This window comes from Clostridioides sp. ZZV14-6150 (assembly GCF_020657875.1).
Classification (GTDB): Bacteria; Bacillota; Clostridia; order Peptostreptococcales; family Peptostreptococcaceae; genus Clostridioides.
Window position 1 is genome coordinate 1 of the sequence record NZ_JAGWDA010000009.1, and the last position, 21060, is coordinate 21060.

Genomic DNA, 21060 nt, shown 5'->3' on the forward strand with positions numbered 1-21060 from the left:
TACTAACTCATTAGCTTCTCTTGCTTCTTCACTGGTTTTTCTTACCTCTTCACTTTCTTTTCTTACTAACTCATTAGCTTCTCTTGCTTCTTCACTGGTTTTTCTTACCTCTTCACTTTCTTTTCTTACTAACTCATTAGTTTCTCTTGTTTCTTCACTGGTTTTTCTTACTTCTTCACTTTCTTTTCTTACTAACTCATTAGCTTCTCTTGTTTCTTCACTACTATTTCTTGTTTCTTCATTACTATTTCTTACTAATTCACTTGATTTTCTTACCTCTTCATTTTCTTTTCTTTTTAATTCATTAGCTTCTCTTGTTTCTTCATTATTATTTCTTGTTTCTTCATTTTCTTCTATTAAATTTTCCAATTTTTCAACTCTGGTAACTAAAATATCATTATCTTTTAAAACTTCTTTGACTTGACTTATTAATAATACTAAAACGCCAAATTCATCCGCATTTTCAATATCATCATCATTTACAAGCCCTTCTTCTACTCTATAATAAAATCTTGGAGATTCTAAAGACCCCTCACTATTTATAGCCATAAGTGTAAATGGGTTTATACCTGCACCTTTCAAAGCTTCCCTAGTAATTGGAATCTCTACTTCTCCATTTTCTGCATCTAATATGACACATGGAGAGTTCACCTTATTACCTACATTCTTCCATATGTTAACTATTACATCATAGTTACTTAAATCAATTATCTTTCCATCATTTTTTAGTTGTGCTTTAATAAAAGCTGTATTAATATCATTTTCACTATATATTATCTTTTTTACTATATTTTTCCTATTTTCATATTCTGAAAAATCTATTTCTAAAAAATATTGTTTTACTTCATAATCTCTGTTTCGCATTGTTCAACACCCTCTACATTTTCAGATAGTTTTTTAAGCGATATAATATTTTCTTCTAATTCTTTTATTTTTTTATTATTATCTTTTAATTCTACATCTTTTTGCATTGCTATACTCTTATAGAGCAACATATTCGACATACTCTTATTTAGTTCTTCTTTTACATTCTCATATAAAATTTTAAAATCTACATCCATTTTTATTCTCCTTTACGCAAGCCTTGTATATTTTCTTCCAATTTTTTTATTTTATTTTCCAATTCTTCTCTTTTTAATACTTCTTCTTTTAATGCTGCTGCCACAACAGTTGTATAACCAGATACACTAAATTTTAATCCTTCATCGCCATAATCATAAATAAACATTTCTCCAACTTTTGTATCTTTTATATCATTTGCTATAAATCCAACCTGTTTGTTATTCTCTTCTTCACTAAAATTTTTATAATTAAATGTAGCTATTTTTAAATCATTTTTTAAAAAGTCTAGAAAAGGAGTTTCTGTATTCATCAAAAAAGACCTTTTTCTTGATAAACCTATATAGCTAATATTTTCTTTAAATTTACTGTCTGATGTACTTCTAACATCATCACATCTTAAAGTATCGCAATAAACATTTCTCCATGTGTTATAGTTTTGACCTAAATCAGTTCTGCTTTGGTCTGGAAAAAAAGAATATGGGTCATTAGTAAAACAAAATCTTGCATTTCCACACTGAACAAAAGCATCATCTTGTTTCACTTGTAATCTTACCTCACCATCAACAAATATGTTTGCTCCATATCTATTTATAAACAAATAATTTTCATTATATTTTAATCTTACTGCACTTCCTTTTACAGAACCGTCACTTTCTTGTGCATCTAAACATATAGTTGCACTACTATCTTCAAACAGCCGAATAATAGGGTCGTGACCTTTCGGAGTTGTTAAACAATCACATGCAATAGAACCATTCAAAACTGTTAACCCTCTATAATCTATAGTAACAGAAGCTGAACTTATTTTATTAAAAGCTATCCTTACACTATCATATTTTTGTTCTATTAAAGAACTAAATTCTCCTTTACTAACTTTTAGTGCTATTTCATCAGACAATATTTTGATTTCAGATTTTATATTTTTTTCTGTTTCTTGTACACTCATAGTCATCTGATTAGATTTCATATTAAAATTTGCTAACTCTTCTGATATACTTCCACCTGCTCCAAGCAGAATTATATTATCCAGAACATTTTTTAATTCATTTATTTTTATATTATATTTAGAAAAAGTATTTATAACTAAAATTTTGTCACTAGGAGTTGCAACACTATCTGCTATAACTGAATTTATTGCAGTTTTTAAATTTTCATGAGCTTCATTTAAAGCATTTTTAGCATTATTTATATTTAATTTTCCAGTTGTATCAAAATTTTTATCACATATTGAAACAACTTTTTCAATTTGTATATATAATAATTTTTTCTTATCATCAATAATAGTATTTTGGATATTTATTTCTGTTTTTTCTTCATTGGTTATTTTATCATCTTTGAAGTATTCTGTTATCTTAGAACTATATAAACCAATCGCTGCATTTAATTCTATTATAGTTTTATTTACATTTTCTCTTAGTTCATTTATTTCTTTATTATCTGTAAAGTCTTTCCTAACACTCTTAACACTAGCGTCTATTTCATCAGATTTTAATTCTAATTTTGTTATATTTTCTTTTATCTTTGTATCTTCTTCTTTTAAATCTCCTATAGTCGTTTTTACTCCTGTTATATCTGTTTCTATAGAAACAAATCTTTTGTCATTTTCCTCATCTTTTTCATATAATCCATATATGTGCTTTTCAATAGATTTTATAGAATCCCCATCAAAAGATATACTGAAATTCGTATCCTCACTTTGTGGAACTATATTATGCATACCCATATTATTAGTTATTACAAGAAATTTTTCATCTGAATTATCAAATAAAATTTCTGAATCTTCTAATTGATATGGATTTTTTCTATTCCAATAAATATATTTCATGCAGGAATATTTTTCTGCAACATTGTAAACTTCATCGTAGTAATGTACTATTATACCAGTTGCACGAATATATGAAAAAACAGGGCTATTATCTAATATAGCCAATAACTTTCACCCCTTTTTAGATATTTCTATTTTTTCTTATTTTATTGTATTTCTGTTGCATCAATAAGTATTTTTTAGATTCTAAAACTTGAAGTGACTCTTTTGCCATTTTCAAATAATCTGCAATAGTTTTTATATCATCATTTTTTAATTTTTTATTTGATAATTCTATTGTCAAACTATTAGGATTAAATTTTTGCGAATACCCTACAAAGTATATAAGCTTTCTTACATGTTCTTTATAACTATAAAGTTCTATCACATCACCAAGACCTAATTTTCCATCCCAATGTTGCCTGCCATTATCTAAAATTCTATCTAAAAAATTTATTATATCTATCGACCATTCATTCGTTGTTTTACATTTTAATTCTAAAATTCTTTCACCAGCTTTTATTAAATCTTCAACTTTAATAAAAGCTGAATTAGTATATGTATCATAATACACAAACTCTTTCAGCTCTTCTAATAATTCATCATTAAATATTAATTTTCCACTTTCATCTGTTGCAGTTTCACGTTTACAAAGTAAATTTATATTATCTATACTTTTTCTTAGATTTTCAATTTCTTCTTCTAAATTTCTTACAGCAACTTCTAATATTACTTTTTCATCATTTTTTTTAGTTATCTCTGCTATAATCCTAGCTAAATTAATATCATCTTTTGACGCTTCATATGCTCTCTTTTCTCCTTGTAAGCCTGTTATAAACGCATAAACAAGTTGTAATTCATTTTTTTTATCTGTCAATTCATTGCCTTTATTACTTTTCAAATCTGCTAATTCTCTCCACTGTACTTTTCTTTTTTTTACCATTTCTTCATATACATTTATTGCTTTTATCAGTTCTGGACTCATTTCTCCATTTTCTATAAAATAAGAATAATTTTCAACATAGGGATACCCTGTTTCTGTCGCATCTATTATGTCCATTTCTTCGTTTCCTTCAAGTTTCAGCCTTGTTACTATATCATTTGTATTTAAAGTTTTTTCAATAGATTTTATATAATTATCTTCTGTTAATGTTATTTTTATTTCATCTCCAAAACTATCTATATTATATAGATTAACTAGTTTATTAAATGTATCAAACTCAATTACACAATTAAATTCCTCTTTTATATTTTTTGTAATAAAGTCATACCAGTTGGTGTTTATGCTCTCTTGCCATCTAATTTTTTCTTGCTTGCTTCCATTTTCTAATACATCATATGCTATATCTTCATCTACATAACCTAGTTGCCACCCTGTTTCAGTTTTCATATATTCAGACATAGAAATTATTTTATTTTCTATGTCTGATGTAAATAGTTGTATATTTATATTTTCTATATTTATATCTATCTTAGATAATTTAATTTCTCTTGAATATGCTTTGACTACTTTACTTTTATAATTATCTTCCTTTATTTCTTTTATAACAAAATATTCTTTATTATTAATACATATAAATCTTTCGTTTTTAGTCATATCATACATAGTATTTATTTTTCTTTGCAATGTATCTCTATCAAAAACATATTTTGGTATTGTAAATTCTAACTCGTCAATACCATCAATTTTCCTAGTCATAGAATTTAAACAATATTCTGGTATTTGCCCAATCATATTTTTATTAACTTTATGTAATGTTATATCATAATCTTTTTTTATTTCTTTCAAATTAATTTTCTCTCTTAAAATAAATACCACCTCATTATTAAGTTAAAATAGGATATTTTGACTTTATTGTAAGTTTACAGTTACCCACAATTTTTAATTCATTTTCTCCTTTTTTTAATCTCAACCAATTCCTATTACATTTTTTAAATCTATTTTCATTTTTAGAATTAATTACTGTGCAATATAAATTATCTATTATAACTTTCTCATTTTTTTCTATTCCAGTAATCTCAAATTGTTCATTTTCTATACTAGTATTTTTTATTATATTTACAGTAGATTCATCCCCTAAATTAATTAATTCAATTATAGGCATATAATCATCTTGTACATTACTTTTATTATTTATAATTATTTTTCTTTCAATATTTTCTTTTATTATAATTGTTTTAACATCTGATTTATAAGCAAAATTTGTAAATGGTTGGAATGTAACTTCAAGATAACCTTCTAAATTATCCGTAAACTTTTTAGCTATTTTAGTTGCTTTTACATAATAAATCAGTTCAACATTATCTTCGCTGATAAACTCTACAAAATCATCTGTTTTAATCCATGCACAAATTTCTTCTATATCATAATCAGACCATTTTCTAGGAACATAGTTCCCATCTACCAAACATATTTTTAATACTATTTCACTAGTATCTTTTTCCCCTTTAAAAAAAGTTGGATTATCATTATAACTTTTTACCTTTTCTATTGTTTCAGAATATATAAATCCATAGTCATTAAATATATCATTGTTTGATTCTGTAATTAAAATTACACCCATTGAGTCGCTAGTTCTTTTATTTAAAATAAATTTTTCTGAAATAAACAATTTTTATCTCCTTTATTTAACAATTTCTTTTGCAAAATCATTTATTGCTTCTTTTATAGACTTATCAATAATTCTTTGTAAGTCTGGTATGGAATCTTTTGTAGCATTTTCTACTACAACTAGTGGTTTACTAGGATTAAAAATAAACTGGTTATTATTAGTAGTATTATTGTTTAACATACGACTAGTCGGTTGACTGTATCTTTGTGAATTATAGTCTAAAGATTTTAAATTTGTATTAAATTCTTTTACTCCTAATTTTTCATTTATTTCTGCTAAATCTTCCATTTTGTCAAGAGCTTCATCCAGCTTGTCTAGCCATTCAGTTTTTATTTTATCTCCTGCAATAGTCAACCCATCTTGATATTTATTTATAAATTCAATCATGGTATCCTGTAAATCTTTTACATTACCATCTATATCTGTAAAAATTCCACTATCCAATACCTCTTTTACTATTTCTGCAAGCTTTGTATCAGAAAACTTTTCTTCAAGATTTTTAACAGTCTCTTCCGCTTCTTTTTCTAGTCTTTCACTTTCTTTGTCAAACTTATTATTTACTTGTTTGTCGATGTTATCTTGTACTAATTTTTCTAGTTTTTTCTGTTCTTCTTGCAATTTTTTTTCTAAGTCTTGTACTCTTTTTTGACCAGACAGACTTGTATTTTTTCTAGCTATTTCTAATTCTTTTTCTATTTCAGCAATAGCATCTTTTTGCTCTTTTTCATCATTCTTATAATTCATCTCTTCTCTTGCATCATTATAAGCTTTTTTCTCTTTATCAAGAGCATCTGTTCTTTTCTTTAATTCTTCATCAATTAATTTTTTTCTTTCTTCAACTTGCTTTTTATATATATCTGTTATTTCTTTTTCTACATCTGTAATAGTGTTTAATTGTTCTTCATATAGCTTTTTTTGTTCCTCTTTTAAATCTGCTATTGCTCCAGTTATTCCTTCAAGCTCTCGTTGTGCAGATGGTATTTTTTCTAATAATAAATCTAAATACCCTTTTGCGAGTTCTTCTGCTTCTTCAAAATCTTTGTTTTCTTCTTTTAACTTTTGTATCTGTTGTATATAATTAGAAATATCTCCATTGTCTCTAAATTCAAATCCTAATTTTTGCAGCTTGCCTTTAAGCTGGTTTTGAACTTGTTTCATGTACTCAGTTGTTTCAGTTAATTCTTTATTATACTTTTTTTGTAACTCTATTTTTTTCTTAATTATTTCTTCTTTTTCTTCTGTAGATGCATTTTTTAATTTTACATCTAACATGTCTAATTCATTTTTTACTTGCTGAACATCTTTGTACATAGATGTCCATGTGGACTCCATGAATAATTTTTCTTGTTCTCTTTTTATGTTTTTTATACTTTGTTCATTTTCTTTGATTTTCTGATTAAGTTCATTCCACTGACCTATACATTCTGGTAAACTAGTTAAAGTAACTTTTATGTATTCATCATAAAGTTTTTGGATTTCTTCCAGACTATTCTTTTCTTTTTCAGCTTTTTTTTGCAATGAATCACTATTCTTATCTTTTGCTTTTTCAGCCTTTTCTTCTAAGTCTGCAACTATTTTCTTTTTCTTTAATATTTCCTCTTCATAATTTGTTGAATTTCCATCACTATTAAATTTTAGTCCTTTTTGTTCAAGTGCAGATTTATAATAATTTTTTTGTCTTATTAATTTATCTTCTAAATCTTTTTGTACTTCTGCCTGTTCTTTGTACAATTCATTTTGTTTTTGTAGATATTTTATTTTATCTGCATCAGTTGCATTTTCTGCTAACTTATCTAGTCTAGTTAATTCATTATTTATTTTTTGTAATCTATTCTCTAATTCTTGCAATAAATTAACATCATATTTTAATGCATCTGCTATATCTTTTCCAGTTATTGCAATTGGTGTTGAACTAGTAAATCCTCTAGCTCTAGGGATTATATTTTCTCTCGTAGCTGGTGTTGGTGAATCATTTAATAATTTAGGTGCAGGTATCGCCCTTTCTATTGGTAATGATGCAGGTTTTCCAGCCTCATTTTTTTCTGTTTTTTCTGTTGTTGTAACATTCTTATTAACTTGCACATTTGCTGTCATTGATGTTGTAAATGACCTTGCATAACTAGCCTTATATGAATCTATCTTACGCATCAAGCCCGATATATTTTTAGCTGCTTGTGCTGTTTCTGCTTTAAATGTTGTTGTTATAGTTTTTCCACCATATTTGCTTTTGTAACTAGCTACTTTTTTATCTAAACCAGTAACATTTTTAGCTGCTTGTGCTGTCTCTGTTTTAAATACTAATTGTTTTACTTTTACTTTACTAAATTGATTTATCTTTGTTATTAATCCAGATACGTTTTTAGCTGCTTGTGCTGTTTTAGCTGTTATACTTATTTCATATTTGCCTTTTCCTATTTCTTTTGCTTTAGTTGCTAATTGATTCAGTTGTTCGGCTGTACCTTCAACCCCTTTAGCTTCTACCGTCTGTACATGCTTCTCTCCATCATTCTTTGATGCTTCTTCATTTGCCTTTTTAGCATCCTTTTCACTTTTTGCAGCACCTTCAACTTCCATTTTTTGCGTAGAGGTTTGACCTTTATTTTTATCTACTTCTTTATTAGTACCCTCAGCTTTTTTCTTGCTTTCCTCAGCACCTTCAACTTCCATTTTTTGTGTAGAGGTCTGACCTTTGTTTTTATCAGTTTCCTTGTTGGTTTCTTTTGCTTTTTCTAAACCTTCTACTTTAATATTATATTTTTGTGCAATTTCTGGATTATCTTTTAAATATTTAATTATATCATCATAATTTTTTGCTTTATTAATCGCTTCTGTATTATCTAATATAAATTTTGTTCTATATTCAGTTGGTATTTTATCAAATATTTCTCCAACTAATTTAATTTTATCAGAATTTATATCTCCATTTTCAATTGCAACATTAATTTTAGCTGATACTTTATCTTGTGCAAATTTATCTTTTATTTTTTGTTCAACATCATCTGTTTTTACATTAGATGTGTCAATTTCTCCTTCTGTAATTTCCAAATCTTCCGTTACTTTTACTTTATTATTTCCAAACAGTTTATCAGCTTCTGCTTGCAAATTATCAAAATTAGGATTTTCTTGTTGTAGTTCAAACAATAAATCTGCTGTAAATTTTATAACTTCTTCCGAATTAGTTATATTTCCATTTGCATCTTTTTTTATTAAGCTATTTACAAAATTTCTAACATCTTCTGGTATATTTTGGTCATTAGTAAAATCAATAACAGTCTGTATGTCTACCTCTTCTTTTCCTGTTATCTGCAAACCTTCAAGAGCAGTATTTAACGCTTCATATTGTTGTTGTACTGCAACAGCTAAACTGTCACCAGCTTCTAATTGTTGTCTAGTTCTATTAAACTTTTTAAGAAAGACATCTGTTGAATCACTAGTTTTTAAAAATTCTTTATCTAAAGTAGTTAATAAGCTTACCCAATCACTAGCCTGCGTTCCTGTTTTACTAGCAATAGTTTTAGCTAAATCTTGCATTTTTTTATTATAAGAATTTAAATTTCCATCTTTAGCTAATGCATCATTAGCCCCTTCGATTTCTTTTTTAACATCAGATAAGTTTATTTTCCCAGCTGATGCTGACTTAAACAATTTATTCATAGCATTTTCTGCATTAGATAATTGTTCTTTAGTCTTTATCTCACTAAAATCTAAAAATCCTTTTAATTCATCAAACTGTTTTTTAGCATCATTGTTTTTGCTAGATTTAAAACTACTACTAGACTTTACTGTAGCAAATACACCTTCTTCGACTTCTTGTGCTACTTTCTTAGCTTCTTCTAAACTTCTTTCATTTTCTTTTTGTGCATCTTGTGTTAATTTTTCTCTTTTTCTTAAATGTTCATTATATTTCTGTATATATTTTTCTCTGTCTTTGCCTTCTGAATTTCTTATTTTACCTCTTAAAATAGTTCCTTCTTTTTCTATTTTTGCTATATCATCGTTATACTTTTTTTGTATTGTTAAAATTTTCTCGCCTTCTGTTTGGTATGAATCAGCCGCTTTTCCTGTAAGTTTATTGCCATCTTTATCTCTTTTACCAGCTTGCTTATCAACAGCGATTTCAGCATTATCCATTTTGTCAAAATTTATAAGACGTTCTTTCTTCTCTATTGCTCTATCTAGTTCAGAACACAATTCTGTAGCTGAACCTTTCATTTTTAATATTGGATTGCCTTCTTCATCATATCCAGAAACTAGTTCGGGCATTATTTCAGCGATTTCTTTAGTTAATGTTTTTAGTCTTTCAGCTTCTTCTGAACTTAGTTTAGATTTACCTTTTAACTTGTCATATTCTTGAGCTATATATCCAATTTTTTGTCGTGACTCTTCATAGCCTTTCTTTTCTCTCTCTAATGATTCAATATTCTTTTTTCTTTGTTCATACGCTTTACCATCTGCAACACTATAGTCATGCAAAGCTTTTGTAGCTAATACAATCCCACCTGCTGCTAACAGTGCAAAAGCTCCTTGCAAAGAAAATAGTTTAGGTATTAAAGCACCAACCTTTGCTGCTAATCCTCCAAAACCACTAGCTCCTACTGCGGTTGTAGCTCTCTTAATTTTTCCCATTAAATTAGTTAAATGACTACTGACAATTATAAGTTGACCAAAAACCATTAAAACAGGTGCAAGTGCTACGGCTATTGCTGCCATTTTAACTATGTTTTGTTGTGATGATTCACTTAAATTAGTAAACCAGTTAGATAATTCAGTGATTTTTTGTATAAGATTTGCAAGGACTGGCTCCATCGCTTTGAACGCTTTTATTCCAGCACCCTCTAAAGCCGATTTCATATTTATAATTGCTCCACCCAAGTTATCTTTCATAGTTGTAGCAACTTCCATCAATGAACCTTTAGAATTTTTTAAAGAATCTTCTAACTCATCGTATTCATCATTCACACCTGCTAACAATTTCATCAATGTGTCATATTGTGTCTTACCGCCAATCATTGTTGCAAACCTTGCTCGCTCTTCTTGCGTCAATTTAGTTGTTTCATCAGACGTTACACCTAGTGCATTACTCATTTCTTTCAAAACTGCAACTGTATCCTTCTGCTTCCCTTGCGAATCAAACAGAGATATATTTAATGCATCTAACGCTTTTCCTGCTCTTCCATTTTCACCAATTATATTACTAAAAACACTTATTAATGCATTTGCAGCTTCACTTGCCTTTGTTCCTCTATTAGCTAATATTCCAATAAGTGCGGCAGACTGTTCGAGTGGCATATTTAAGTTTTTAAACATTCCTCCTGCTGTTACATATGCTTCTAGCATTTGTTGCATATTAGTATTAGATTTTCTTTGTGCTTGTGCTGTTATATCTAAATATTTAGTAAAATCTTGACTTGCAATTCCAGCACTTGCCATACTATCTGTAACCAAATCGGAACACAATGCTAAATCCATACCACCTGCCTCGGCAGCTCTCAATACTGGTTCTATCCTTGACAAAGATGTCTCTACATCCCAACCAGCAAGGCTTAAATATGTTAAACCATCTGCTGCTTGTGCTGCTGAAAATGAAGTTCTAGCTCCTAAATCTTGAGCTTTTTCTTGTAACTTTTGAAATGATACACTGCTTTTGTCTGCAATTCCTGCTGTTGCTTGTAGTTTAGACATGCTTGTATCAAAGTTAACACCTGCTTTTGCTGCTGCTATACCTAACATCCCGAGTGGCATTGATACATACATACCTAAACTCATACCAACGCTTTTCAAGTTTTGTCCAGCTGTTAGCAGCGAACGACTTAATGTTGTAAAAGGCATTTGTCTAAGTTGTGCCGATAATCTTGTTATATTTGCACTAGTCTGATTGAGTTCTGCTTGATAGCCATTTAGTGCTGTTTCTGCTTGTTTTATTTCTATTTCTTGTTTATTATAAGCATCTTTTAACCTGTATAATTCTTGTGTAAGTTGTTGTGCTTCATGTGAATTTTTACCATAATATGCTGCTACTTGGCTTAAAATGCTTTCAGTTTTCCTAATCTCAGCACCAAGCTGTGCATGTTTTTGTTTATTTTGATTTAATTCATTATTTAATTTGTTAAATTCAGCTTGATATATTGCTAATCTAGCTTTATTTGATTGTATTTTACTTCCCAGCTGATTCATTTCATTCCCAAGCCTTTGGAAATACGACCCGTTTCGTGCAAGTTCTGCTCCAAGTCGATTAAATTCAGATTCTGTTAATCTCGCTTGGCTATTCAATCTGCTTAGTTTTTGGTCAATAGTTAATGTTTTATTTCCAAGTTCTTGAAATTTTTGACCTGTTTGTGTTAGCTCTGTTCTAAGTCTACTAATTGTACTTTTAGTTTGATTTATATTACTTCCTAATCTACTTAACTTTTCAGCGTTTTTTTGTACAAGTTGAGCTTGTTTTTTCCATTCATTAGAATTTTTACCTAGTGTACTTTCTAAACTATCTAATTTGGCTTTTTGCGTGGTTAAAGTAGATTGCAAACTTTTATACTGGTTTTTTTGACTCTCTAACTTTTTATTATACAAATCAATCTGTTTTGTAAGCTTTTGCATCTTAGCACCAAGACCAGTAAAACTATTTTCAAATTGTTTATTACCTTGTGCTGCTGTTTTAAATTCTCTATCTAAATTACCTATTTCTTTATTTATTGCACTGATTTGTTTAGTAAAGTTATTTGCTTCTAATGCTAACGTGACCGATAGCTTCTCTATCTCCTCTGACATTTAACCACCACCTTTTTACATAAATTCTGTAGAATTAACAATCTCAACATTCTTTTTTTCTTTATCTACACCTTTAAATTTTCCATGTGCATCAATTTGTGCGAATAATTTTTTTGGTGTAGTTTTTAAAAAATCTCTAACTGGTCTTTTTAATACTGTAGTCCATAAATATTCTAAGTACTCAAAGTCTCAATCATCTTGTTTTTCTTCTATGTCCTCAATTTCATCTTCACTGTTATTTTTTTCTTTTGCTGGCATAGCTTTCTCAAGTAACAAATTTAAATATTCATGTATTTTGGGCATTTCTCTAAACTTCAAATTTGTTATTATATCTTCTCTATTTAATTGTTTGTGACATCTTAATATTGACTGGATAATTAATTCATTTACCACCATAAAATCGCCTTTACCAACCCATTTCAGAACCTCTGGTACTGTCATAAAATCATTTCTTAACTTAAAAAAATGCTGTGTTTCTGCTATTGCTCCCATATCCAATCTAGCATCATACACAACACTTTCTTCATTTAACTTAATTGTTATCTTATCATCTATCATAATTCATAATTTTCCTTTTCTGGAATTTGTATTTCTTTAAACCAATTCTCTAATATTTCTTTTTCACCACTTTTTGTATCCATAGAAAAGAATGTTAGTTTTATTTTTTTATCAGCAAATACATTAAAACTTAACTCTCTTTTACTACTACTTCTTTTCGCTGCATCTGTTTCAGCTAAAATACCATCTATATCAAAGATTACATTATATATACAATAATAAATTATTGCTCCATCACGTCTTTTTCTTGTAAATAACAACCTTAGATTATTTGGTTTTATACTATCTTCAACAATTATTCCGTTTTTGTATCTTTTAAAATTCCAAATTAACTCTTCTTCATCTGCTGTTAACCCTAATAAATTCAATTTGCCTGTTCCACTTACTTTTCCGTAAAAAATTATATTTTCATTTCCACCAGATTTCATAATTTTATAGGGTTGCTTTAATTCTATGCTTACAGATATGCCACCTAATATTTTTACAGGAACAGAATTTTCGTCTATTTTGCATAAATGTATATTATCAAAACCATGTATAATTTTTTCTTTATAACTCATTTTTTTCACCTTTAATTAAATATAGAGGGCTTATAAGCCCTCTATATTATTTTTATGATTCTGGAATATTTGGAGTGTTCTCTACTGTTTTTTTCGGAACTTGAACTGTTTTATACCAGTTTTCAATCATTTCTTGACTTACATTTTTATCTTTTGTGTCTACTGTGTAATAAAAATAGTTTTTATCATCAACACTTGTTACAGCTGGCAATGAAGTAAATTCTAACTCAACAGTTTCTTTTTCTTTTTTTTCTTCTACTGTAGTTGCATTGATTCCGGCTGGTTTAAATTGTGCATTATATATTACACTTAATATTTTCCCACCATCTCTTTTTTGCTGTTCAAATAAAATCGCTAGATTAGGCACTTGCATATTAGTAGACAGCCCCCAACCTCCAGACATATTATCTCCACCATAAATTAGTGCTTTTTCATCCATCAGCAATCCCAAAACTGTCATTTTTCCAGAACCATTCGAAACAGTCATATCGTTATCAACTGCCATGTCATCTGCATAAGTTATATCTTCGCTTACCTCATAAGATGATTCAACTTTTTTTCCACCTAAGATAGGCACTGGAACAGCAAAAGTTCCATCATCATTCACTTTTGCAACATGTATGTTTTTAAGACCAGATATTATTTTACTTTTATAATTTTTTTCTGCATTTGGCATATTATATTACCCTCTTTCTTTTTTATTTTTTGCATAAAAAATGTGTCCAATTTGGACACCTCAACAATTTTATTATTCATCTTTTTCATATAAGAAGTCGAATGTTTTACCATAAAACTCGCCTTCTTTTCTATCTGCTACTGATTTAAGATAAAAACCATTTTTTTTCATTTCATTTTTTATATCTTCATACAAAGTAATATCACTAGGTCTTTTATACCAAAACGACATTTGTATGTTATATGTAGTAGATATATAATCATCATCATACAAGTTTTGGTCAAGTCTATTTTCATTGTAAATAGTAAAAATAACATACTTATCTTTCTTGCAATTAGCTTCTAAATAATAACAATCTATATTTAGGCCTTTCATTATTTTACAAATCAATTCATTTATCATTTTTATACTCCATTAGCGTTTTAATGATTCTTTTAGCACTTCTTTTATTTTTGAACTAGCTTCTCCTATTTTCATATTCCAAGCTCTTCGCATCCAGCTAGTTCCTGCCATCTTAGTAGTTCCATTTTCTTGATAATATCCATAAGTGGCAGCTCTATCTTGATTATGTGCTATACCTATATCTACTTTTTTATTAGCACCAGAACCTTTTTTATCAAAAGTACCCAAACTTTGTAACAGGTTCCCTGTTAAAACAGATACAGTCTCTTTTTGACCATTTAAAAGTACTTCTGAGCCTTCATTTAATGCCTTGTCAACTATTTCATTACTTACCTTTTTCTCCAAGTTTTCTAATTTTTGTTGTAATGTTGAAAAACCATTCCATTCCATACTCATTTTATTCACATCCCTAAGACACAAGTTTACATTTAAAATCAACAAATCTATGTTTATTTTCAAAATCAGAAATATAAATTATGTCATAGATTTTATTTCTATATCTAATTCTATATATTTTAGTACTTTCTATATCTTCTATTATTAATCTTACCTTTTGGGAGTATCTAATAGTAAAAGTTACTATATTTTCACTTGATACAGCTTTTGCAGATATATATTCTTTACCGCTTACAGCTTTAAAATCTGACCAACAAGTATAATATGCTTGCCAATCATCAAGAGGAAAGCCCATTTCGTTTGTATTATTCTCAGAAAGTTTTTCTATGGTTATTCTATAGTCTAACACTTTTTCCTATTGACCTCCCTAATTGTAGTTGGTTTATTATAGGAGTTATTCCGTATAATATTTCCGTATTCTTGCCCACAATACCTTTATTATCATAAAAATGTAAAATAAGTTTTTTTATAGCTAAAAAATACAACTTATTTTCATAATCTTTTTCAACACCTGCATTTTTTAAATATTCCTCGCAAGCTTCTTTTAATTCTTTTATTTCTTCTTCTGGACAATCATCTAACCTACAATACAATTTTATAGAGTCTAGTATTTCACTCTCTTCCAAGATATTCACCTACTTTGTTTCTGTTTTTTTAATGCTTTTAGTTTTTAATATATTAGCTTTGGGTTGACCTTCTTCTTCTGGAAGGTCTGGTTTAGGGTGTATTACTTTTTACTGTTGCTAATCTAAAAGCAGATTTCATTTTAATTTTGTGGTCTAAATATGCGGTTAGAACAAAGCTTTCTATACCAGTTTTAACATTTTTGTCTCTATCATAGAACATTTCTAAATCATAATTAAAATGTGAATATCTAAAATCCCCTACAACTGGTATTGTAGCTAAATCACAATAAATAACGGGTACTCCTAACACTTGTTCTGGTTGAGCTGTATATAAACTTGCGTTTCCATTAGCTAAAGTCTTTATTATTTTAAAATAATCAACTTTTCTCATAACAACACTGGCATTTTCTGAATAATCATCCTCTAGGTCTGCAAGACAATTTATTATTGCTTCAAACAATGTATCTCCCTCTATTGATTTTATTAAAAATGGATTTCCACTTTCTGTTGATTTTTTATAAAAAGACATTTCTGTTGGATTATTCGATTCAAACGCTACCTTTTTTTCTTTTTTAGCTAAACCACTTTGTAGACCTGCGTCTACAACTTGTACTAAATTTGTTTCTGTACCTTTCAGAACAGTTTCTGTTATATCACAAAAAACTTTAAATTTATTTCTATCAAAAGATACATTAGCTCCATCTGCGTTTAATTCTTTCGCTGATGCTGAATCTGAATCTAAAAAATCATCATCATCTAAAGAGAATATAATTTTTGGTATTTCTAAATTAGTTATATTTGTCATTGTTGAAATCCCTCGCAACGGATTTTTTGACATTGGTTCATATAACAATTCATTTGTCATTGTAGTAGGTAGTATTTTATTACCACCTCCAAGAGCATCACCATCTCCAAGTACATTTTTTATCTCTTTTGTTACTTCTTTACCAGACATTACATTTCTTATTAATTCAGCTTTCGCATTTATTTTAATATCTTTTTCACTGTTTCCTAAATTTTTATTTTTATTCTTAAAAGCTATTTGTTGAGCTTCTCTATCATCATTTTCCTTTATTTTATTTTTTATACCTTCAAATCTTTCATCTAAATCTTTAACTATTTTTTGTTGTTCTTGTCTTGCTTCCATAGTAGTTTTAGAATCAAGATACATTTTAGATAGATTTTCATTTTCTATCTTTAATTGTTCTTTTACTCCATCTTTCATTTGTTCCAACTGGTATCTATTCATTATAAATTCACTCCTTTTATTTTGTTTTATTTTTTATTCTTTCTATTAATATTTTTACTTCTTCTTCCATAGCTGGTAACTCTAAATTATTCTTAGTATTTTTTAATTTACCAATCTTATCCTTTGGTGTATTTTTATATCTGTCAAAATAATTAGAATAACAAGCGACTGTATTTACATTTCCCTCTAACTCTATTTCAAAGTATTTACTTGCTTCTTCTCCAGTTAACCAAGTTTCAGCATTTATCAAATCATTTATTTCTTCTTCCTTAATATTTGGTTTTGCTTTTGTCATATATACATTTAAAATTGACTTTTGACATGTATCTAGTATTTCAATTTCTTTTTTAAAATCATCTGCATTACCTCCGCACCAACTCAAAGGTTTATGTATCATCAACAAGGCATTAGATGGCATAACAATACGATTACCAGCCATAGCGATTACGCTCGCTATACTTGCTGCTAATCCATCTATATATGTAGTTATATTCGCATCATATCTTTTCAACTGATTATATATAGCAAGTCCAGAAAATGCAGACCCTCCACCAGAATTCACATGTACATTTATATTTTTTACTCCTTCTAATTCCTCTAAAAACTTACTAATATCACTAGGACATTTATCATCTTCATACCATTCACTTAACCAGCTTTCAGAAACAATATCACCATAAAAAAATAATTCTGCACTATTTTCATCTTGATTTTTTATTTCTATACTACCAACATTCTTTAAATTTTTAGAATTTGAATCTTTATTTTTTAACTCTAGTATTTTATTTTTCATTTAATCACCCCCCTTCAAATTATTTTTATTAGACAATAGTAAATGTAAATCTTTAATTTTTATTAAATCTCTACTCACCATCAAATCATCACCATCTTGTTTTGGGGGTCTATCTTCTAATTCTCGTATTTCGTTAGGTGTCAAACCTCCACACCTAACCATTTTTTGGTAAAATTCTCCACGAGTTTTCATATCTGCTCTAGCAAATCCACTTAAATTAAATTTAATTTCATATTTATTTCTATCAATAGTAGTTAAGCATTTTTTATTAAATTCTTGTTCATACATTCGTATAATTGGCAATATTGTATCAACCAAGTACTCTAAGTCTGCCTGTTCAGAACTTGAATATGATTGTTTCCCAGCATACAGTTTATGTGCTGGCATAGTAAAGACTCTTGCCACTCTACTTACAGTTATTTCTTCAACTTCAAAAATTTTAGGGTCGATAAAAGATTTATTTTTTAACTCTTCAAGTGATTTTCCATTGTCTAAATATATAATTCCTTTGTCCATATAACTTTTTATCATTTCATGATATTCAGTCAATTTTTCTTTACTTAAATTCCCAGAAATTTTAAAAGCATACTTAGCATCTATATTATTAGAAAGTTGTGCTAAACTTAATTCTTTTACTTCTCTGTCATAATTTAAAGTATTTTTTAAGACACTAATTGGACTTATCCCACGTTCTGAACCTTCTTTTATATGATTAACAGCTATTATATGGCTATTGTGAAAATAACTATCTCCATCTTTTGTTGATATTCTATACCACATTTCTTTTGTGTCTGTATCGATAACAGGTGTTACAAAATCAGAATCTAACACCCATATATCACTTATATTATCGTAATAATCATATTCTTTGATTGCATAAGCACTGCCTTTTGTATTTCTTATCACTTCCATTAATCTTATAAATTCAAACATGGTATCATTTTTGTTAAATCCATCTCTAAGCATAGTAGCAATATAATGTTCGCTTGGTTTAACTTTTTCATAACCATTTCTAAGACTAATCGGAACACTAGCAATTGAATTAGCTAACATTGTAATTGCTGCAAAGATAGTTTCATTGCTCGCTAATGTATCATTACAAAATGAAAATGGACTACTTTTATTTCTTTGACCTACTCTTATACTTGGTGTTCCAAAACTAAGATTTCTTAGCCAGTTCATTATTCCCACTTTTTTCTTATTCTCCTTTTTTAATTAATCTGGTACATATGCAATATCTCCATTTTGTTTTACATCTTCAAAATAAATCTTCCAACCATCAAGAATTGAATCTATCGGGTCTATTCTATTTTCTTGTTCTAACTTATCAACTTTTATTTCTCCAAAACTATTCTTAGTTATAGTTGCATTTATAGCACTCCATTTAAACAGTTTGTTTTTTCTATTATATAAAACTTGACCAGCTTTCATTGATAATTTAAAATCTACAGTTGCATCATTTAGTGACCTAGCACTTTGTGGTACATCTATCAAATCGCAACCTAAGAAGTCTAAATCTGATATAAAAGCACTTGCATTGTGATTGTCATAAGCACATTTTATTACATTTATTTCATATTCTGTTAATATATCTTCTAAATGTTTTATTATAAATTTATAGTCTGTTTTAATAGCAAAGGCTCCTGTAGTTAGTGTTAGAAGTTTTTCATTTACCCACATTCTATATGGTGCATCATCCGTTTGTTCATGTTCAAGAATTCTTAACTCTGGCATAAATGAATGGCTATAAATATAAACTTTTTCATCTTCAAGTGGGAATATTAATGCTATAGAAGTTAAATCTCCACCAGATGATAAGTCAATGCCTAGATAACATTCTCTACCTCTCATATCCTCAAGAGTTAAGTCACATGCACAGATTTCAAGCCAATTGGCATCAAGATATTTTCCATCTTTATAAGTAACCCATATATTTAACCATTTTGTCATGAAGTCCATGAGTTCGCTTCCACCTTTTTCTTTAGCATCTATTGCTACCTCACTCGTTTTTGCAACTTCATACATATTTATGCTGTCATCTTCATTTAAAAGTAACAGTGGATTTGCTTTTACCCAATTATGATAATCCCAAATATCATCCTCTTTGTCCATTTCAGCAATATATATGAATAAACTTTCTTTAGTTATGGCTCCAGATAGTATTTTTTTACAAAAAGTATAATGTTCATAACAATAGCTATTCAAATCAAAACCTGCTGTAGTTATGGCTAATATCAGAGCATTATTAACTCTTCTTTGACCACCTAGAAGTAATTTATATACTTGATTTGTTTTATGTGCATGCAGTTCGTCTGGTATTGCTAATATCGAACGGAATCCATCCAAACTTTTTGTATCTCTTCCAATCGGTTTTATTGTTGTACCTGTCATTCCTGCAATTATTTCATAATCAGAACGTTTTATTTTATACATTTCTTTTAAATCTTCGTCTGCCAATATAAATTTTTCTATTTCTTCCCAAACAATTCTAGCTTGCTCTTTTTTCGTAGCTGCACAAATAATTTTTCCTTTTATATATGTAGAAAAATTGCTTGTTTTTATACTTTTAGCTCCAGATAAAAAAGACTTTCCATTTTGTCTGGCGAGCTGGATATATGCTTCTCTAAATCTTACATATCCAGTTCTTTTTTCAATCCAGCCTTCTAAGCTACCTAAAATAAAATCTTGAAATCCTCGTGTTTTTAGAGTTTGTACTTCATCACCTTCTAAAATAGTAAGTTCATTGTAAAGGTCAAGTGCTTCCTCTGATGCTTCAACATCCCATTTGTATTTAAATTCTTTTGTTTTACTTCTTTTTAAATCATTTAAATGTCTTTTACACGCTAGAATAACACTTTCACCAGCTATTATTTTTTTAGCAACTACTTTTTTGGCGTATTCTGTTACTCTATCTTTTTTTCTTTTAGCCATTATGTTCCTACTTTTATAAATTTAGCAAATTTATTTTCCTTCGGGTTTTCATTTCCTGGAACAACTAACTTTAATCTATCTGTAGTTGCTAATCCTAACTTAGTAGAACATTTTAGTATCAATTCAGCGTATTTAAATTTTGCAGTTACATGAGGACTTATTTTTTCAGTATCTTTTCCAGAGACAACATGACCTGTTTTTTCTATATATTCTTTTAACTTAATATAATTACTATATGCATCACTGTACATCAGCACTATTGGTAGGTCTAGATTATCCCACAAGTCAATTTTACCAGCTTCCTCTACTACCCTTGAAAATTCTTTATATGCTAAAATATCACTATTTAAAAACTCTGGAACTGTTACTAAATCATCCCTATCAAGTTTTATTTGTTTCTCTACATTTTGCCGAGTCTGTTTTTCTTTTTTAGTTAAATGTTTTTTAGTTGTAGATGTCATTTGTTTTTTTCTTCCCATTTTTACACCTCCAATCCACTTTAAATTTGTACAAAAAAATAATAGCTATCAGCTATTTTTTAAAAACAGTTTATTTTCTTGCAAGACATCCTGCATATTTTTTTACAAAAAAATCTTAAAAAGGGAAAATCTCCGTATATATATACC

General features: G+C 28.4%; 18 protein-coding genes. All 18 read right to left on the reverse strand.

All coding sequences use genetic code 11. The annotated features are described in order from the left end of the window. Positions 1-864: BppU family phage baseplate upper protein (locus KGF41_RS11500; RefSeq protein ID WP_227856676.1), on the reverse strand; the 864-nt coding region annotated here is incomplete at its 3' end. Next, entirely contained in the window at positions 840-1061 is a 222-nt protein-coding gene (locus tag KGF41_RS11505) for a hypothetical protein (RefSeq protein ID WP_227841709.1), read from the reverse strand. The genes KGF41_RS11500 and KGF41_RS11505, both read right to left, overlap by 25 nt. A gap of 2 nt (positions 1062-1063) precedes the next feature. Beyond that, the gene (locus tag KGF41_RS11510) at positions 1064-2992 is read right to left on the reverse strand and encodes a tail fiber domain-containing protein (RefSeq protein ID WP_227841710.1); all 1929 of its coding nucleotides are present in this window, start codon (positions 2990-2992) and stop codon (positions 1064-1066) included. A gap of 16 nt (positions 2993-3008) precedes the next feature. Continuing rightward, a complete protein-coding gene (locus KGF41_RS11515; RefSeq protein ID WP_227841711.1) occupies positions 3009-4655 on the reverse strand; it encodes a phage tail protein in 1647 nt (548 codons plus the stop codon). 37 nt (positions 4656-4692) lie between these two features. After that, positions 4693-5478, reverse strand: coding sequence for a phage tail family protein (locus KGF41_RS11520; RefSeq protein ID WP_227841712.1), 786 nt, complete (start codon positions 5476-5478; stop codon positions 4693-4695). Positions 5479-5490: 12 nt separating this feature from the next. After that, positions 5491-12243: a phage tail tape measure protein gene (locus KGF41_RS11525; RefSeq protein WP_227841713.1), complete on the reverse strand. Its 6753-nt coding sequence runs from the start codon at positions 12241-12243 to the stop codon at positions 5491-5493. A gap of 189 nt (positions 12244-12432) precedes the next feature. Next, positions 12433-12801, reverse strand: coding sequence for a hypothetical protein (locus KGF41_RS11530; protein ID WP_227832651.1), 369 nt, complete (start codon positions 12799-12801; stop codon positions 12433-12435). Next, the gene (locus tag KGF41_RS11535) at positions 12798-13361 is read right to left on the reverse strand and encodes a major tail protein (protein WP_227841714.1); all 564 of its coding nucleotides are present in this window, start codon (positions 13359-13361) and stop codon (positions 12798-12800) included. The genes KGF41_RS11530 and KGF41_RS11535 overlap by 4 nt, the downstream gene beginning before the upstream one ends. A 52-nt stretch (positions 13362-13413) precedes the next feature. Beyond that, positions 13414-14037, reverse strand: coding sequence for a major tail protein (locus KGF41_RS11540; protein ID WP_227841715.1), 624 nt, complete (start codon positions 14035-14037; stop codon positions 13414-13416). Positions 14038-14109: 72 nt separating this feature from the next. Continuing rightward, entirely contained in the window at positions 14110-14439 is a 330-nt protein-coding gene (locus KGF41_RS11545; RefSeq protein WP_227841716.1) for a hypothetical protein, read from the reverse strand. Positions 14440-14451: 12 nt separating this feature from the next. Beyond that, positions 14452-14835: an HK97-gp10 family putative phage morphogenesis protein gene (locus KGF41_RS11550; protein ID WP_227841717.1), complete on the reverse strand. Its 384-nt coding sequence runs from the start codon at positions 14833-14835 to the stop codon at positions 14452-14454. A 13-nt stretch (positions 14836-14848) separates the two neighbouring features. Then, entirely contained in the window at positions 14849-15184 is a 336-nt protein-coding gene (locus KGF41_RS11555) for a phage head closure protein (protein WP_227841718.1), read from the reverse strand. Further along, positions 15171-15461: a head-tail connector protein gene (locus tag KGF41_RS11560; protein ID WP_227841719.1), complete on the reverse strand. Its 291-nt coding sequence runs from the start codon at positions 15459-15461 to the stop codon at positions 15171-15173. Before KGF41_RS11560 ends, KGF41_RS11555 begins: the two co-directional genes overlap by 14 nt. A 91-nt stretch (positions 15462-15552) precedes the next feature. Then, entirely contained in the window at positions 15553-16710 is a 1158-nt protein-coding gene (locus tag KGF41_RS11565; protein WP_227841720.1) for a phage major capsid protein, read from the reverse strand. A 16-nt stretch (positions 16711-16726) separates the two neighbouring features. Further along, positions 16727-17503, reverse strand: coding sequence for a head maturation protease, ClpP-related (locus tag KGF41_RS11570; RefSeq protein ID WP_227841721.1), 777 nt, complete (start codon positions 17501-17503; stop codon positions 16727-16729). Then, positions 17504-18685, reverse strand: coding sequence for a phage portal protein (locus KGF41_RS11575; RefSeq protein WP_227841722.1), 1182 nt, complete (start codon positions 18683-18685; stop codon positions 17504-17506). 33 nt (positions 18686-18718) lie between these two features. Continuing rightward, a complete protein-coding gene (locus KGF41_RS11580; protein WP_227841723.1) occupies positions 18719-20434 on the reverse strand; it encodes a terminase TerL endonuclease subunit in 1716 nt (571 codons plus the stop codon). After that, positions 20434-20913, reverse strand: a complete 480-nt coding sequence (locus KGF41_RS11585; RefSeq protein ID WP_227841724.1) for a phage terminase small subunit P27 family — start codon at positions 20911-20913, stop codon at positions 20434-20436. Before KGF41_RS11585 ends, KGF41_RS11580 begins: the two co-directional genes overlap by 1 nt. Positions 20914-21060: the final 147 nt, after the last annotated feature.

Coding starts and splice junctions, on each gene's coding strand:
- KGF41_RS11505 (WP_227841709.1), bottom strand. CDS start 1,061: ATGGATGTAGATTTTAAAATTTTATATGAGAATGTAAAAGAAGAACTA.
- KGF41_RS11525 (WP_227841713.1), bottom strand. CDS start 12,243: ATGTCAGAGGAGATAGAGAAGCTATCGGTCACGTTAGCATTAGAAGCA.
- KGF41_RS11530 (WP_227832651.1), bottom strand. CDS start 12,801: ATGATAGATGATAAGATAACAATTAAGTTAAATGAAGAAAGTGTTGTG.
- KGF41_RS11535 (WP_227841714.1), bottom strand. CDS start 13,361: ATGAGTTATAAAGAAAAAATTATACATGGTTTTGATAATATACATTTA.
- KGF41_RS11540 (WP_227841715.1), bottom strand. CDS start 14,037: ATGCCAAATGCAGAAAAAAATTATAAAAGTAAAATAATATCTGGTCTT.
- KGF41_RS11545 (WP_227841716.1), bottom strand. CDS start 14,439: ATGATAAATGAATTGATTTGTAAAATAATGAAAGGCCTAAATATAGAT.
- KGF41_RS11550 (WP_227841717.1), bottom strand. CDS start 14,835: ATGAGTATGGAATGGAATGGTTTTTCAACATTACAACAAAAATTAGAA.
- KGF41_RS11565 (WP_227841720.1), bottom strand. CDS start 16,710: ATGAATAGATACCAGTTGGAACAAATGAAAGATGGAGTAAAAGAACAA.
- KGF41_RS11570 (WP_227841721.1), bottom strand. CDS start 17,503: ATGAAAAATAAAATACTAGAGTTAAAAAATAAAGATTCAAATTCTAAA.
- KGF41_RS11575 (WP_227841722.1), bottom strand. CDS start 18,685: ATGAACTGGCTAAGAAATCTTAGTTTTGGAACACCAAGTATAAGAGTA.
- KGF41_RS11580 (WP_227841723.1), bottom strand. CDS start 20,434: ATGGCTAAAAGAAAAAAAGATAGAGTAACAGAATACGCCAAAAAAGTA.
- KGF41_RS11585 (WP_227841724.1), bottom strand. CDS start 20,913: ATGGGAAGAAAAAAACAAATGACATCTACAACTAAAAAACATTTAACT.